Source organism: Variovorax sp. CF313 (assembly GCF_000282635.1).
Taxonomy (GTDB): Bacteria; Pseudomonadota; Gammaproteobacteria; order Burkholderiales; family Burkholderiaceae_C; genus Variovorax.
The window spans coordinates 33,933-48,562 of the sequence record NZ_AKIW01000099.1; the positions used below are offsets into that span (position 1 = coordinate 33,933).

Consider the following 14,630-nt stretch of genomic DNA (forward strand, 5'->3'; position numbering starts at 1 on the left):
ACAGGCGGCAGGCAGCACCATCGAAAGCTTGTGCAGGCCGCTGTGCAGAAACTTGTAGGTGCTGGCGCGCTCACCTGCGTTGGCTGGAAGGTCCCGAACTCGATGAGTCTCATCGCGCTCGGCATCCAACACAGGGCCAGAAGATGGAGAGGGATCGGCCGGGTCCATCGGCTGCAGTCAAATTTCCTCGGACCAGTCTGGCGACAGAACCGCATTCCCCAGACAAAAAACAAAAAGCCGGACACCTTTTTGAGAGTGTCCGGCTTCATATCTGGTCCCGCCGCCAGGAATCGAACCTGGATCTCAGCCTTCGGAGGGCCGAATTCTATCCGTTGAAATACAGCGAGGAATCTGGGCTCCGGCAGAACCGGAGCCACGCATTATCGCCCATCAGACGGCGACTTCTTCAGCTTCGTTTCCGATGCCCGCCGCCAAGTTCCGCGCAAAGCCCAGTCCGGCCAGGTAAACGTTGAAGGTGCGCCGGCCGGTGGGCACCAGGTCGAAGGCGGTGGGGTCGAGCAGCCAGTTCTGGATGAGCCCGCTGATCAGCGCGTGCAGGCCCTGGGCCGCCACGTCGCCGGGCACGGGCAGCTTGATGTGGTCGCGCCGCGCGGCCAGGCGCAGGGCTTTTTCGAAATCGCTCACGCAGGCGTTGCGCGCGCTCAGGTGGCGCTGCTGCACCGAGGCCATGTCGTGGGTGTATTCGACCTTGTGGGTGGCCACGTCGAACACGCGGCGCACCTGGGGGTCGGTGGTCATGAGGGTGAGCGCGTGCACCATGCCCTCCTCTATTTCGGCCAGGGGGTCGTCGTCAATGCCCACGGCCGCGGCGGCGGCCCGGGGGCCGGCCTCCAGCGGGAGGATGACGCGCTCCATCATCGCGTTGAAGAGGGCGGCCTTGTCCTTGAAGTGCCAATAGATGGCGCCGCGCGTGGCCCCGGCCTGCTGCGCAATCTGCTGCAGCGAGGTCTGCGAGACGCCTTGCGCCTGAAACAGCAGCTCCGCGGCATCGAGCAAGCGATTCCGCGTGGCCAGTGCCTCTTCCTTCGTACGACGTGCCACCAAGTCTCCCAATTTGCAAAGCCAAGCCCTTTCCGATTCGTGGGGCCATTCGATGCTGTCACTATACATCCATGAATGTATGTAAACTACCGGGCTTCCCCGATGGCCCGGCTGTTTATGCTGGCTTTCTGTTCGCTCCGCGAACGCGCCATCTCCCGTCTTTGCTTCAAAGGATTCGCATGCCTCTCCTGCATGTTTCGCGTCAATCTTCGTTCTCGCCGCGCCTCGCGATCGTGGCCGCTGCTGTGGTGTTGGTGCTCGCGGCCTGTTCCAAGGGCGATGCGCCGGCCGGCCCGGGTGGCGGTGCCGGCGGCGGCGCCCGCCCCGCGCCAGAGGTGGGGGTGGTGGTTGCCACACCGGGCGACGTGGGCCTGGTGACCGAACTGCCGGGCCGGCTCGAAGCCTCGCGCGTGGCGCAGGTTCGCGCCCGCGCCTCGGGCATCCTGCTGAAGCGCGAATTCCGCGAAGGCAGCGACGTGAAGGCCGGCCAGCTGCTGTTCCGCATCGACCCGGCGCCGCTGGTGGCCGCTTCGCAGAACGCCCAGGCCACGCTGGCGCGCGCCGAGGCCAACGCGGTGCAGGCCAAGGCCCTGGCGGACCGCTACAAGCCGCTGGTCGAGGCCAACGCGGTGAGCAAGCAGGAATACGCAACGGCCGTGGCCTCGCAGAAAACGGCCGAAGCCGACGTGGCCGCCGGGCGCGCCGCGGTGCAGACGGCCAAGATCAACCTCGGCTATGCCGACGTGACCTCGCCCATCGCGGGCCGCATCGGCCGCGCCCTCGTCACCGAAGGTGCGCTGGTGGGCCAGGGCGACGCCACCGAGCTCGCGGTGGTGCAGCAGATCAACCCGCTGTACGTGAACTTCACGCAGTCGGCCTCCGACGCGATGAAGCTGCGCCGCGCGGTGGCCGCCGGCCAGTACAAGCGCGCGAGCGGCGAGGAAGCCGCGAGCATCCGCGTGGTGCTGGAAGACGGCAGCGACTACCCGCTGGAAGGCAAGCTGCTGTTCTCCGACCTCACGGTCGACTCCACCACCGGCCAGGTCACGCTGCGCGCCGAAGTGCCCAATCCCAAGGGCGAACTGCTGCCCGGCCTGTATGTGCGGGTGAAGCTCGAACAGGCGCAGGCCACCAACGCGATCACGCTGCCGCAGCAGGCCGTCACGCGCACCCAGCAGGGCGACACGGTGTCGGTGGTCGACAAGGACGGCAAGATCAGCAAGCGCACCGTGAAGATCAGCGCCGCCAAGGACAACCAGTGGGTGGTGCTCGATGGCCTGAAGGCCGGTGAGCAGGTGATGGTCGACGGCTTCCAGAAGCTGCAGATGATGCCGCCCGGCACGCCGGTGAAGGCAGTGCCGTGGACCAAACCCAACCCGAATGCCGCAGCCGCGCCCGCCGCTGCGGGGGCCGCACCGGCGGCGGCTGCCGCGGCCGAGAAGACCGACAAGAAGTAATCAGGAAAGCGCCCGCAAATGGCCAAATTTTTCATCGACCGCCCGATCTTCGCGTGGGTGATCGCGCTGTTCATCCTGGTGATGGGCAGCGTGGCAATCACCCAGCTGCCGATCTCGCAGTACCCGCCGGTGGCGCCGCCCGCCATCGTCATCAACACCGCCTATCCCGGCGCCTCGGCGCAGACGCTGGAGGACAGCGTGCTGTCCGTCATCGAGCGCGAGATGAACGGCTCGCCGGGCCTGATCTACATGGAATCGGTGGCCCAGGCCGACGGCACCGGCTCCATCACGATCAGCTTCGAAGCCGGCACCAACCCCGACCTCGCGCAGGTGGACGTGCAGAACCGGCTCTCGCGCGCCACGCCGCGCCTGCCGGCCGCCGTGACACAGCAGGGTGTGCGCGTGGACAAGTCGCGCAACAACTTCCTGCTGTTCGCGATGCTGTCTTCGGACAACCCGAACTTCGACCCCGTCGCGCTCGGCGACTACGCCTCGCGCAACATCGTGCCCGAGCTGCAACGCGTGGTGGGCGTGGGCCAGGCCCAGCTGTTCGGCACCGAGAACGCGATGCGCGTGTGGATCGATCCGGCCAAGCTGCAGGGCTTCAACCTGTCGGCCACCGACGTGAACAACGCGATCAAGGCGCAGAACGCCCAGGTGTCCTCCGGCACGATCGGCGACCTGCCCAACATTCCCGGCCAGGCCATCGCGGCCACCGTGGTGGTGAACGGCCAGCTCGCCAACGTGGAGCAGTTCAAGAACATCGTGCTGCGCGCCAACACCGACGGCTCGACCGTGCGGCTGAAGGACGTGGCGCGCGTCGAACTCGGCGGCCAGTCGTATGCGACCTCGGCGCGCCTGAACGGCGTGCCCGCGGTCGGCATCGGCGTGCAGCCCACGCCGAACGGCAACGCGCTGCAGTCGGCCAAGGCGATCCGCGCCAAGATGACCGAGCTCGAGCGCTTCTTTCCGCCGGGCGTGAAGTGGAACATTCCATACGACAGCTCGCGCTTCGTGCAGATCTCGATCACCGAAGTGGTCAAGACGCTGCTGGAAGCCGTGGCGCTGGTGTTCATCGTGATGTTCCTGTTCCTGCAGAACTGGCGCTACACGCTCATCCCGACCATCGTGGTGCCCATCTCGCTGCTGGGCACGTTCGCCTCGCTGCTCGCACTCGGCTTCTCGATCAACGTGCTGACCATGTTCGGCATGGTGCTGGTGATCGGCATCGTGGTGGACGATGCCATCGTGGTGGTGGAGAACGTCGAGCGCATCATGAGCGAGGAGGGGCTCTCGCCGCTCGAAGCCGCGCGCAAGGCCATGAGGCAGATCTCCGGCGCCATCATCGGCGTGACGGTGGTGCTGATCTCGGTGTTCGTGCCGCTCGCATTCTTCGCGGGTTCGACGGGCAACATCTACCGCCAGTTCTCGGCGGTGATGGTGACGTCGATCGGCTTCTCGGCCTTCATGGCGCTGTCGCTCACGCCGGCGCTGTGCGCCACGCTGCTCAAGCCAGTGGAAGCCGGCCACCATCATGAGAAGACCGGCTTCTTCGGCTGGTTCAACCGCGGTTTCACGCGGACGGCCAAGGGCTACGAAGGCATCGTCGCGCGCATCCTGCGCCGCGCCGCGCGCTACCTGATCATCTACGTCGCGATCATCGGCGCGGTGGTGTTCACCTACACGCGCCTGCCGAGCTCCTTCCTGCCGGAAGAAGACCAGGGCAACATCATCGTCAACGTGCAGCTGCCGCCAGGTGCGACGCAAGAGCGCGCGCTGTCGGTCATGCAGCAGGTCGAAGGCTTCATCCTGAAGCAGCCCGAAGTGCAGAGCATGGTGGGCGTGATGGGCTTCAGCTTCTCGGGCCAGGGCCAGAACGCGGGCCTCGCCTTCGTGACGCTCAAGGACTGGGAAGAACGCAAAGATCCGGCCCACTCGGCCAGCGCGCTGGCCGGACGTGCCTTCGGGGCGCTCTCGGGCATCCGCGACGCCTTCATCTACCCGTTGAGCCCGCCGCCCATTCCCGAACTGGGCAACGCGAGCGGTTTCAGCTTCCGGCTGCAGGACCGCTCGGGCGCAGGCCACGAGGCGCTGATCAACGCACGCAACCAGCTGCTGGGCATGGCTTCGCAGAGCAAGATCCTGACGCAGGTTCGCCCCGACGGCCTGGAAGACGCGCCGCAACTGCAGATCGACATCGACCGCGACAAAGCCAGCGCCCTGGGCGTGACCTTCGATGCGATCAACGCAACGCTGTCGACGGGCCTGGGTTCGAGCTACATCAACGACTTCCCGAACCGCGGCCGCCTGCAGCGCGTGGTGGTGCAGGCCGATGCGCCCGCACGCATGCAGCCCGACGACCTGCTCAAGCTGAACGCCAGCAACACGCAGGGCCAGCCGGTGCCGCTGTCGGCCTTCGCGACCACCAAGTGGGTCACGGGCGCCACGCAGACGGTGCGCTACAACGGCTATCCCGCGATCCGCATCAGCGGCTCCGCCGCCGCGGGCTTCAGCACGGGCGCCGCCATGGCCGAGATGGAAAAGCTGGCCAAGCAGCTGCCGCAAGGCTTCGGCTTCGAATGGACCGGCCAGTCGCGTGAAGAAAAGCTCGCGGGTTCGCAGGCCATCATCCTGTACGGCTTCGCGATCCTGGCGGTGTTCCTGTGCCTGGCCGCGCTGTACGAAAGCTGGACGATCCCGCTGTCGGTGATTCTGGTGGTGCCGCTCGGCGTGCTGGGCGTGCTGCTGGCCACGATGCTGCGCGCCTATTCGAACGACGTGTACTTCCAGGTGGGGCTGATCACCATCATCGGCCTCTCGGCGAAGAACGCGATTCTGATCATCGAGTTCGCCAAGGATCTGCAGGCGCAGGGCAAGGGCGTCATCGAAGCGGCGCTGGCCGCGGCCCATCTGCGTTTCCGCCCGATCATCATGACCTCGCTGGCCTTCGGCCTGGGCGTGGTGCCGCTGGTGATCGCCTCGGGCGCCGGTTCGGCCAGCCAGCGCGCCATCGGCACGGGTGTGCTCGGCGGCATGGTGACGGGTACGGCACTCGCCGTGATCTTCGTTCCGGTGTTCTTCGTCGTGGTGCGCACGCTGTTCAAGGGCAGTGCGCGCCAGCACGAGGTCGACAAGCGGCATGCGGAAGCCGCCGGCATCACGGAAGAGAAAGCACATGACTAAAAAATTGATTCCCACAGCCCTGGCCGCGGCAATGCTGCTGGCTGGCTGCTCGCTGATTCCGACCTACGAGCGTCCCGCGGCGCCGGTGCCGACCACCTTCCCGGGCGACCCGGCGCAACCGCCCGGCCAGGCCGCGGCCGACCTGCCCTGGCAGGACTTCTTCACCGACCCGCGGCTCGCAGGCCTGATCCAGACGGCGCTCACGAACAACCGCGACCTGCGGGTGTCGGTGCTCAACATCGAGCAGGCGCGCGCGCAGTTCCAGATCGAGCGCTCGAATCTGTTCCCGGCACTCGGCCTGACGGGCAGCGGCTCGCGCTCGAGCCCCAACCCGGCTCAGGTCTACAACAGCAGCGCCGGCAGCGTGGCCTCGCAGTACAGCGTCAGCGTCGGCTTCACGTCCTGGGAAATCGACTTCTTCGGCCGCATCCGCGCGCTGAAGGACCAGGCGCTGGCGCAGTACCTCGCCACGGACGAGACGCGCAAGGCGGTGCAGATCAGCCTGATCGCGTCGGTCGCCAACGGCTGGCTCACGCTGTTGGCCGACGACGAGTTGCTGGAGATCACGCGCCAGACGATGGTCACGCGCGAGGAGTCGGTGCGCCTCACGAAGATGCGCTTCGACAACGGCGTGTCGTCGGAGCTCGACTTCCAGGCCGCGAACTCGCTGCTGGAAACGGCGCGCGCTTCCTATGCGCAGCAGCAGCGTGCGCGCCTGCAGGACGAGAACGCCCTCGCCCTGCTGCTGGGCGCGCCGGTGCCGGCCGAAGCCACGTCGGGCGGAATCAAGGGCCTCGACGGCATCAAGCCGATGCCCGACGTGCCGGCTGGCCTGCCTTCGGACCTGCTGGCCGAGCGGCCCGACATCCGTTCGGCCGAGCAGCAGCTGATCGCGGCCAACGCCAACATCGGCGCCGCGCGCGCGAACTTCTTCCCGCGCGTGTCGCTGACGAGTTCCATCGGCACCGCGAGCAGCGAGTTCTCGGGCCTGTTCGACCGCGGCTCCAAGGCCTGGTCGTTCGCGCCGTCGGTGACACTGCCGATCTTCAATGCCGGCCGCAACATCGCCACGCTCGACTCGGCCAAGGCCGGGCGCGAGATCGCGGTGGCGCAGTACGAGAAGTCGATCCAGACGGCGTTCCGCGAAGTGGCCGATGCGCTCGCGGGCCGCGCCACCCTGGGCGAGCAGGTGCGCGCGCAGCGTGCGCAGGCCGACGCGGAAGCCGTGCGATTCAAGCTCTCCGACCTGCGCTACCGCAACGGCATCGCCAGCGCGCTCGATCTGCTCGACGCGCAGCGCTCGCTGTTCACCGCGCAGCAATCGGCCGTGACGACACGCCTGCTGCAGTTGCAGAACCAGGTCACGCTGTACAAGACGCTGGGCGGCGGCTGGGCCGCACGCGACAAGGGTTGATGCGCCGAGGCGCTCGATAAGGGTGGTCCCTTGTCCCTTCGGGCAAGGGGCCTCTCTATAATCGCCGGTTGGTTAGGAAAAGCCCCCCGACGAGCCCCCGTTATTGAGGACGCCAATGAGCGCAGACCCGCATTACCAGGCCACAGAAGAAGCCCACACCGGGCCGATCAAGAACCCGAAGCAACTGCTGCTCGCGGTATTTTTCTCCTTCATTGCCCCGATCCTGATCATCGTGGGTCTTGTCTCCTACGTGGTCTCGGGCACCAAGCCCGCCGGCACCGCGGAAGGCGACAACATGGCGCTCTACGGCGTGACCAAGGAAGCGCGCGACCGCGAAGTGGCCGAACGCCTCAGGAAGGTCGGCACCATCGAGATCCGCGACGCCAACCGCCCGCTCGCTGCAGGCGAGGCCGTGTTCAAGGCCCAGTGCGTCGCCTGCCACGGCGCGCCCGGCATTCCCGGCGCACCGCACTTCCAGGACGCGGCCGCCTGGGGCCCGCGCATCGGCCAGGGCTATGCCACCCTCCTCGAACATGCCCTGAAGGGCAAGGGCGCCATGCCCGCGCAAGGTGGCGGCGACTTCGAAGACCTCGAAGTGGGCCGCGCCGTGGTCTACATGGCCAATGCCGGCGGCGCCAAGTTCCCGGTGCCCGACCGCCCGGCAGCCGCAGCCCCCGCTGAAGGCGCAGCCTCTGCGGCCAGTGCTCCTGCCAAGTAAGCGTTTCCCCTAGTCACACGAAGAAGCCGGCCCAGCGCCGGCTTTCTTCATTGGCGGATCGGCAGGCTGCGGAGTTCAGGGCTTCGCCGGCGCGGAAGCCGTGCCGGCATGGCGCTGCGCCGGGCTCAGCACATGGCCGAAGCGGTCGGGCAGTTCGCTGGCCTGCACCGCCTCCGGCGTCCACAGGCCTCGCTCGACCGCCTCGGCGGCGATGCCCACGTCCTGCGTGTGCACCAGTCCAAGCCCGAGGGGCGAGACCAGATAGAGCCGGCCTTCACCATCGAGCAGGCAGCCCGATACCTCCACCGCCTTGCCGGTGTGGGACGTGACGGTGAACCCACCGCCCTCCTTTTCGGCCACGCGCCACACCAGCGGCGCAGCCTCCAGCTCCACATACACGCGCTGCGGCCCGTTCTGGAAGAACCACTGGCCCTCGTCGTCGTGCTCGTAGTTGCGGTGGATGAAGTCGATCAGCTTGTCGTGCCTGAGCATCGAGCCCTTGGCTGCGCGGAACGGGCCCATGGCCTGGGTGCGGTCGTCGCGCATGTACCAGTTGCCGCGCGCGTCGAGGCCGAGCCAGCCGTAACAGTGCGGCACGTTGGGCCATTTGGCGAGGGCTTGTTTGACGATGTCGTCCATCGCGCTATTTTGCTCGCCCTCAGACGTGCGTTGCCAGCCAGCCGCCGACCCGCTCCGGCATGCCGCGCACATGCCCCGGCGGCGGGCCCATCGGAAAGCCGACGTGCCCGCCGTGCGCGGGCTGCCACAGCGTGACGTGCGCGCCGACCTCGCCGGGCTTCGGCAGGCTCGCCGCGGGAATGAACGGGTCGTTGCGGGCGTTCACCACCAGTGCGGGCACGCGCACCGAGGCCAGGTGCGGCTTGGCCGAGCCGCGCGTCCAGTAGTCCTCGGTATCGCGAAAGCCGTGCAGCGGGGCGGTGAAGACGTTGTCGAAGTCGTAGAGGTTGCGCGACGACATCAGCCGCTCGCGGTCGAACAGCCCCGGGAACTGCTCCAGCTTGGCCAGCGCCTTGGGCTTCATGGTCGCGAGGAACATGCGCGTGTAAACCAGCCGGTTGAAGCCCTGCCCGATGGCTTCGCCGCCCGCCGCGAGGTCGAGCGGCGCGCTGACCGATGCCACGGCGCTCACCACGCCGGAGGCGCTCTCGCCCGCCTCCGAGGCCCAGCGCATCAGCGCATTGCCGCCGAGCGACACGCCCGCCGCCATCACCGGCCCGCCGCCCTTGCGTGCATGCTGGTCACGCATGCGCGCGAGGATCCAGCCGATCTCCTCGAAGTCGCCCGAGTGATAGGCGCGCGGCGCCAGGTTCAGCTCGCCGCTGCAGCCGCGGAAATGCGGCACGGCGAAGGCCATGCCGCGAGATGCGGCGAATGCGGCAAAGGCTTCGGCGTAGTGGCTGCGCGACGAGCCTTCGAGCCCGTGGAACAGCACCAGCAACGGCCTCGGGCCCGGCATTGGCGCATCGACGAAGTCGACGTCGATGAAGTCGCTGTCGGGCGTGGGCCAGCGCTCGCGCCGGTAGACCGGGGCCGGCCCGTCGAAGCGCTTCGCATAGAGCGCGGCCCAGATGGTCTGCAGGTTGCCGCCGGGCAGCCAGCGCGGCGCCGCGTAGTCCAGCGGCTGGGGCGCGGAAACGGGACCGGAGGTGGCGACGAAGGAAGACATCAGTGCAGGACCTGGGGCGGATCGTTCGCTTCGTCCGGTTCGCGCGCACTGCCCGGGCTTGCATGGTGCGCCACCATGCGCCAGCCCTGGACGGTCTTGTGATAGACGTTGGTGGCCAGCACGAAGGCATGGCGCGGGCCCTCGGCCGTGAGCACCTCGATGCGTTCGAGCACGTTGTGCACGGCGCTGGCGAGCGACTCGATCTTGCGCACCCGCGCCGGCGTGGCGTGGATCGCGCCGTTGCCGAACATCTGCTCGAAGGCCGCGCGGATCGCCACGGCCCCCACCAGCCGCGGGCCCCCGGGATGCACGCAGAACACCTCGTCCTCGTCGGCCCAGCAGGCCATCAGCGCGTCGATGTCGCCGCGCTGCAGCGCTTCGTAGAAGGCCGCTTCGACGTCGTCGGCAGTGCCGCCGATGGCCGCGGCGGCGCGGAGTGGGGTCTTGGGCATGGCGTGATTTTGCCGCGCCGTGCGTGACGGCGGCACTGCACCGCTTTGGTCCATGCTGCACCGTGCTGCCGCAATCCCGGCAGAACACCTGCTCCACTTTGGACCAAATGGTCAAAACATGGATGCGATTTTTCCCTAACCCATTGATTCAAAACAACTTATTCAACTGGCACGGCGCATGCAAGGAGCTTCGCAACCTCGCAACAGGAGCGCTTCCATGAACGTCGGCATCTTCATTCCCATCGGCAACAACGGCTGGCTGCTTTCCGAAAACGCGCCGCAGTACAAGCCCAGCTTCGAACTCAACAAGCAGATCACCCTGAAGGCCGAGCGCTACGGTGTCGACTTCGTGCTGTCCATGATCAAGCTGCGCGGATTCGGCGGCAAGACGGAGTTCTGGGACCACAACCTCGAATCCTTCACGCTGATGGCCGGCCTCGCCGCCGTCACCAGCAAGATCAAGCTGTTTGCCACGGCCGCCTCGCTGGTGATGCCACCGGCCATCGTGGCGCGCATGGCGTCGACCATCGACTCCATTTCCAATGGCCGCTTCGGCCTCAACCTCGTCACCGGCTGGCAGCGGCCCGAGTACTCGCAGATGGGCATGTGGCCCGGCGACCAGTTCTTCGGCACGCGCTACCAGTACCTCAGCGAATACATCCAGGTGCTGCGCGACCTCTGGGGCACCGGCCAGTCCGACTTCAAGGGCGACCATTTCAAGATGGACGACTGCCGCCTGAGCCCGCAGCCGCAGGCCGACATGAAGGTGATCTGCGCCGGCCAGAGCGACGCGGGCATGGAGTTCTCGGCCAAGTACGCCGACTACAACTTCTGCTTCGGCAAGGGCGTGAACACGCCCAAGGCCTTCGCGCCCGCGGCCGAGAAGCTCATCGAGGCCACCGCGAAGACCGGCCGCAGCGTCACCACCTACGTGCTGATGATGGTGATCGCCGACGAGACCGACGACGCCGCGCGCGCCAAGTGGGAGCACTACAAGGCCGGCGCCGACCATGAAGCGATTGCATGGCTGGGCCAGCAGGGCGCAGCCGACACCAAGTCGGGCGCCGACACCAACGTGCGCCAGATGGCCGACCCGACCTCCGCCGTCAACATCAACATGGGCACGCTGGTCGGCTCCTACGCCACCGTCGCGCGCCTGCTCGACGAAATGGCAGAGGTGCCCGGCACCGAAGGCGTGCTGCTGACCTTCGACGATTTCGTGCAGGGCGTCGAAGCCTTCGGCGAGCGCATCCAGCCGCTCATGAAGAGCCGCGCGCATGTGCAGAGCCCCGTGCCTTCGCAGGCCGAGCCCGAGCGCCTCGCGGCCTGAGCAGGAGCATCACGTGAGCACTCCCGCACGCAACACGACTCTCACATCGAACATCCCCGTTGGCGCACCGCGGCTGCCCGGCGCCCCCGCACCGCAGGTGCTGCCCGCGCGCCCCGAGCCACTGGCGCTGCACGCGACCGATTCCGCGCTGATCGTCGTCGACATGCAGAACGCCTACGCCTCCATCGGCGGGTATGTCGACTCGGCAGGCTTCGACATCTCGGGCGCGCAAGGCACCATCGCGAACATCGCGCGCACCATCGCAGCGGCACGCGCGGCCGGCATGCTCGTTGTGTTCCTGCAGAACGGCTGGGACGCGGCGTACATCGAAGCCGGCGGCCCCGGCTCGCCGAACTGGCACAAGTCGAACGCGCTCAAGACCATGCGCTCCAGGCCCGAGCTGCAGGGCAAGTTCCTCGCCAAGGGCGGCTGGGACTACGACCTCATCGAAGAGATGAAGCCACAGCCCGGCGACATCGTCGTGCCGAAGACGCGCTACAGCGGCTTCTTCAACAGCACGCTCGACAGCACGCTGCGTGCACGCGGCATCCGCCACCTGGTGTTCACCGGCATCGCGACCAACGTGTGCGTCGAATCGACGCTGCGCGATGCCTTCCACCTCGAATACTTCGCCGTGATGCTCGAGGACGCCACGCACGAACTCGGCGGCCCTGCGATCCAGAAGGCATCGGTCTACAACGTCGAGACCTTCTTCGGATGGGTCTCCACGGTGGAGCACTTCTGCAGCACATTCGCACCCGCATCCATCACCCAACCCGCACCGGCCGAAGCGGCCACTGTCTGATTCTTTTCAAGGAGCTCTCTTCATGCCCAAGCAAGCCATCATCCCGCCCGGCACCGGCGTACCGCTCGCCCCCTACGTCCCCGGCACGCTCGCCGACGGCGTGCTCTACGTGTCGGGCACGCTGCCCTTCGACAAGGACAACAACGTGGTCCACGTCGGCGACGCGAGCGCACAGGCAAGGCATGTACTCACCATCATCCAGGGCGTGGTCGAAGCAGCGGGCGGCACCATGGACGACGTGACCTTCAACCAGATCATGCTCAAGGACTGGGCCGACTACGCGAAAATCAACGCGGTGTATGCCGAGTTCTTTCCCGGCACCAAGCCCGCGCGCTACTGCATCCAGTGCGGCCTCGTGAAGCCCGATGCGCTGATCGAGATCGCCTCGATCGCACACGTCGGCAAGAAGGCCTGACACTCATGCCGTCGCTGCACTACGAAGTGCATGGGCCGGCCGATGCGGCGGCCACCGTGCTGCTGTCGTCCGGCCTCGGTGGCTCGGCGGGCTTCTGGCAGCCGCAGCTCGGCGCACTGGTCGCCGCCGGGCACCGCGTCATCGCGTACGACCAGCGCGGCACCGGCCGCAGCCCTGCCGCATTGCCAGAGATGTATGCCATCGAAGACATGGCGAAGGACGTGCTCGAAGTCCTCGACGCCACGAACACTTCGCAGTGCCACTTCGCAGGCCATGCGCTCGGCGGCCTCGTGGGTTTGCAGCTAGCGCTCGACGCGCCCTCGCGCATTGCGAGCCTCGTGCTCGTCAACGCGTGGTCGAAGCCCAACCCGCATTCGGCGCGCTGCTTCGAGGCGCGGCTCGCGCTACTCGGCGCCTGCGGTCCGCGCGCGTATGTGGAAGCTCAGCCGATTTTCCTGTACCCCGCAGCCTGGGCCGCCGAACACGCACAGCGCGTGGCCGACGAAGTCGACCACGCCTTCGCGCATTTCCCCGGCGAAGCCAACATGCGCGCGCGCATCGCCGCGCTGCGGGCCTTCGACATCGACGCGCGCCTCGCCGACATCGCCGCCCCTGCATTGGTCGCCGCAGCCAAGGACGACGCGCTCGTGCCCTGGACCTGCTCGCAGCGCCTGGCCGATGGCCTGCGCGACGTCACGCTCGACTTCATGCCGCACGGTGGCCATGCCCACAGCGTGACCGAGGCCGAAGCCTTCAACCGCAGCCTGCTCGACTTTCTTTCCCGGGTCAGCGCACCCGCCATTCCCGCATGACCCAAACGCTTTCCACCACACTCGACGACGCCGCGCTGTCGCTGCTTTTCACCGGCGCGCGCAGCCACAACGGCTGGACCGGCGAACCTGTCACCGATGCACAACTGCAGCAGATCTACGCGCTCGCAAGCCTCGGCCCGACATCGGCCAACTGTTCGCCTGCCCGCTTCGTGTTCGTGCGCACGCCTGAAGGCAAACAGCGCCTCGCACCGGCGCTCTCCAAGGGCAACCTCGACAAGACAATGGCCGCACCCGTTACGGTGATCGCCGCATGGGACCGCAGGTTCTACGACAAGCTGCCCACGCTGTTCCCGCATGCCGACGCGCGCAGCTGGTTCACCGGCAGCCCCGAGGCCGCGCACGAGACCGCCTTCCGCAATGCCAGCCTGCAGGCGGGCTACCTGCTGCTCGCCGCGCGCGCGGTCGGCCTCGACGCCGGGCCGATGTCGGGCTTCGACAAGGCGAAGGTCGATGCCGCCTTCTTCGAGGGCACCGACTGGACCACCAACTTCCTCATCAACCTGGGCCACGGCGATGCGTCGAAGGTGTTCGGCCGCCTGCCGCGGCTGCCCTTCGACGAGGCCTGTGTGCTGGCCTGAAAGAGTCACGACATGCTGAACGCCATGGCCTCCCACCCCACAGCATCGAACCCACCCGGCCTGCCTACGGGCCTGCCGAAGGCCGACTACCGCAATGCAATGGCGCGCCTGGGCGCCGCGGTGAACATCATCACCACCGACGGCCCCGCAGGCCGCGCCGGCTTCACGGCCTCGGCCGTGTGCAGCGTGACCGACGAACCGCCGACGCTGCTGGTGTGCCTGAACCGCTCGGCCTCTGTGTATCCGGCGTTCAAGGCCAACGGCGTGCTGTGCGTGAACGTGCTGGCCGCGGGGCACCAGTCGCTCTCCGCGCTGTTCGGCGGCAAGACGCCGATGGACGAACGCTTCGCCGCCGGCAACTGGAGCCACAAGACCACGGGCTCGCCGATGCTCGACGACGCGGCCGTGTCCTTCGACTGCCGCGTGGTGCATTCAACGAGCGCGGGCACGCATGACGTGCTGTTCTGCGAAGCGGTGGCGATTGCCATCGGTGGCGCGGCGCAGGGGCTGATCTACTTCGACAGGAGCTATCACGAGATCGCTGCGCCGCCGCAGCACTGACGCTTCTTACCCTTCTGCATTCGCAGGCAATGCCTTTGAATTGCTCCTTCCCCCCTCTGGGGGAAGGCTGGGATGGGGGCAGGCAGAGCGCTCGATGGACACGCTGCTTGCCCCCCACCCCACCCCTCCCCCAGA

The 14,630-nt window shown here is 67.3% G+C and carries 14 protein-coding genes and 1 tRNA gene; 10 read left to right on the forward strand and 5 right to left on the reverse strand.

Annotation, left to right across the window (positions count from 1 at the left end):
• Positions 1–272 precede the first annotated feature (272 nt).
• Both PMI12_RS23370 and PMI12_RS23375 read right to left on the reverse strand, forming a co-directional pair.
• Positions 273–347: transfer RNA gene (locus PMI12_RS23370), tRNA-Arg, on the reverse strand.
• Positions 348–390: 43 nt separating this feature from the next.
• Complete coding sequence (locus tag PMI12_RS23375) at positions 391–1,065, reverse strand: TetR family transcriptional regulator (RefSeq protein WP_042674111.1); 675 nt, start codon at positions 1,063–1,065, stop codon at positions 391–393.
• 176 nt (positions 1,066–1,241) lie between these two features.
• Here PMI12_RS23375 and PMI12_RS23380 point away from each other — a divergent pair, with 176 nt between their 5' ends.
• The 4 genes from PMI12_RS23380 to PMI12_RS23395 all read left to right on the forward strand — a co-directional run bounded on the left by PMI12_RS23380 (position 1,242) and on the right by PMI12_RS23395 (position 7,834).
• Positions 1,242–2,519, forward strand: coding sequence for an efflux RND transporter periplasmic adaptor subunit (locus PMI12_RS23380; protein ID WP_007837378.1), 1,278 nt, complete (start codon positions 1,242–1,244; stop codon positions 2,517–2,519).
• 18 nt (positions 2,520–2,537) lie between these two features.
• Positions 2,538–5,702 (forward strand): efflux RND transporter permease subunit, encoded by a 3,165-nt coding sequence (locus PMI12_RS23385; protein WP_007837379.1) that lies wholly within the window; start codon positions 2,538–2,540, stop codon positions 5,700–5,702.
• Complete coding sequence (locus PMI12_RS23390; protein ID WP_007837380.1) at positions 5,695–7,116, forward strand: efflux transporter outer membrane subunit; 1,422 nt, start codon at positions 5,695–5,697, stop codon at positions 7,114–7,116. The genes PMI12_RS23385 and PMI12_RS23390 overlap by 8 nt, the downstream gene beginning before the upstream one ends.
• 115 nt (positions 7,117–7,231) lie before the next feature.
• A complete protein-coding gene (locus PMI12_RS23395; protein ID WP_007837382.1) occupies positions 7,232–7,834 on the forward strand; it encodes a c-type cytochrome in 603 nt (200 codons plus the stop codon).
• 75 nt (positions 7,835–7,909) lie between these two features.
• Here the strand turns inward: PMI12_RS23395 and PMI12_RS23400 are convergent, their stop codons facing one another.
• From PMI12_RS23400 to PMI12_RS23410, 3 genes are read right to left on the reverse strand one after another with little or no spacing between them, the layout of a single operon-like run.
• A complete protein-coding gene (locus PMI12_RS23400; protein ID WP_007837384.1) occupies positions 7,910–8,473 on the reverse strand; it encodes a DUF2946 family protein in 564 nt (187 codons plus the stop codon).
• Between the two features lie 19 nt (positions 8,474–8,492).
• Entirely contained in the window at positions 8,493–9,521 is a 1,029-nt protein-coding gene (locus PMI12_RS23405) for a YheT family hydrolase (RefSeq protein ID WP_007837386.1), read from the reverse strand.
• Positions 9,521–9,973 carry a YybH family protein gene (locus tag PMI12_RS23410; protein WP_007837388.1) on the reverse strand — a complete coding sequence of 151 codons (453 nt, stop codon included), beginning with the start codon at positions 9,971–9,973 and terminating at the stop codon, positions 9,521–9,523. The genes PMI12_RS23405 and PMI12_RS23410 overlap by 1 nt, the downstream gene beginning before the upstream one ends.
• A gap of 217 nt (positions 9,974–10,190) precedes the next feature.
• Between PMI12_RS23410 and rutA the strand changes: the two genes are divergently transcribed.
• Genes rutA through rutF form a run of 6 tightly spaced genes read left to right on the forward strand, consistent with a single transcriptional unit; the run spans position 10,191 to position 14,495 of the window.
• On the forward strand, positions 10,191–11,303 hold the full coding sequence (rutA, locus tag PMI12_RS23415) for a pyrimidine utilization protein A (RefSeq protein ID WP_007837390.1): 1,113 nt from the start codon (positions 10,191–10,193) through the stop codon (positions 11,301–11,303).
• A gap of 13 nt (positions 11,304–11,316) precedes the next feature.
• Positions 11,317–12,108 (forward strand): pyrimidine utilization protein B, encoded by a 792-nt coding sequence (gene rutB / locus PMI12_RS23420; protein ID WP_007837391.1) that lies wholly within the window; start codon positions 11,317–11,319, stop codon positions 12,106–12,108.
• Between the two features lie 22 nt (positions 12,109–12,130).
• Entirely contained in the window at positions 12,131–12,523 is a 393-nt protein-coding gene (gene rutC, locus PMI12_RS23425; RefSeq protein ID WP_007837393.1) for a pyrimidine utilization protein C, read from the forward strand.
• Between the two features lie 5 nt (positions 12,524–12,528).
• The gene (rutD, locus tag PMI12_RS23430; protein ID WP_007837395.1) at positions 12,529–13,335 is read left to right on the forward strand and encodes a pyrimidine utilization protein D; all 807 of its coding nucleotides are present in this window, start codon (positions 12,529–12,531) and stop codon (positions 13,333–13,335) included.
• Complete coding sequence (locus PMI12_RS23435) at positions 13,332–13,934, forward strand: malonic semialdehyde reductase (protein ID WP_007837396.1); 603 nt, start codon at positions 13,332–13,334, stop codon at positions 13,932–13,934. The genes rutD and PMI12_RS23435 overlap by 4 nt, the downstream gene beginning before the upstream one ends.
• A gap of 12 nt (positions 13,935–13,946) precedes the next feature.
• Positions 13,947–14,495, forward strand: coding sequence for an NADH-dependent FMN reductase RutF (gene rutF, locus PMI12_RS23440; protein ID WP_007837398.1), 549 nt, complete (start codon positions 13,947–13,949; stop codon positions 14,493–14,495).
• Positions 14,496–14,630 lie beyond the last annotated feature (135 nt).

What these genes read in the sequence shown, in the direction of transcription:
- PMI12_RS23380 (WP_007837378.1), top strand. Translation starts at nt 1,242, where the DNA reads ATGCCTCTCCTGCATGTTTCGCGTCAATCTTCGTTCTCGCCGCGCCTC.
- PMI12_RS23385 (WP_007837379.1), top strand. Translation starts at nt 2,538, where the DNA reads ATGGCCAAATTTTTCATCGACCGCCCGATCTTCGCGTGGGTGATCGCG.
- PMI12_RS23390 (WP_007837380.1), top strand. Translation starts at nt 5,695, where the DNA reads ATGACTAAAAAATTGATTCCCACAGCCCTGGCCGCGGCAATGCTGCTG.
- PMI12_RS23395 (WP_007837382.1), top strand. Translation starts at nt 7,232, where the DNA reads ATGAGCGCAGACCCGCATTACCAGGCCACAGAAGAAGCCCACACCGGG.
- PMI12_RS23400 (WP_007837384.1), bottom strand. Translation starts at nt 8,473, where the DNA reads ATGGACGACATCGTCAAACAAGCCCTCGCCAAATGGCCCAACGTGCCG.
- PMI12_RS23405 (WP_007837386.1), bottom strand. Translation starts at nt 9,521, where the DNA reads ATGTCTTCCTTCGTCGCCACCTCCGGTCCCGTTTCCGCGCCCCAGCCG.
- PMI12_RS23410 (WP_007837388.1), bottom strand. Translation starts at nt 9,973, where the DNA reads ATGCCCAAGACCCCACTCCGCGCCGCCGCGGCCATCGGCGGCACTGCC.
- rutA (WP_007837390.1), top strand. Translation starts at nt 10,191, where the DNA reads ATGAACGTCGGCATCTTCATTCCCATCGGCAACAACGGCTGGCTGCTT.
- rutC (WP_007837393.1), top strand. Translation starts at nt 12,131, where the DNA reads ATGCCCAAGCAAGCCATCATCCCGCCCGGCACCGGCGTACCGCTCGCC.
- rutD (WP_007837395.1), top strand. Translation starts at nt 12,529, where the DNA reads ATGCCGTCGCTGCACTACGAAGTGCATGGGCCGGCCGATGCGGCGGCC.
- PMI12_RS23435 (WP_007837396.1), top strand. Translation starts at nt 13,332, where the DNA reads ATGACCCAAACGCTTTCCACCACACTCGACGACGCCGCGCTGTCGCTG.
- rutF (WP_007837398.1), top strand. Translation starts at nt 13,947, where the DNA reads ATGCTGAACGCCATGGCCTCCCACCCCACAGCATCGAACCCACCCGGC.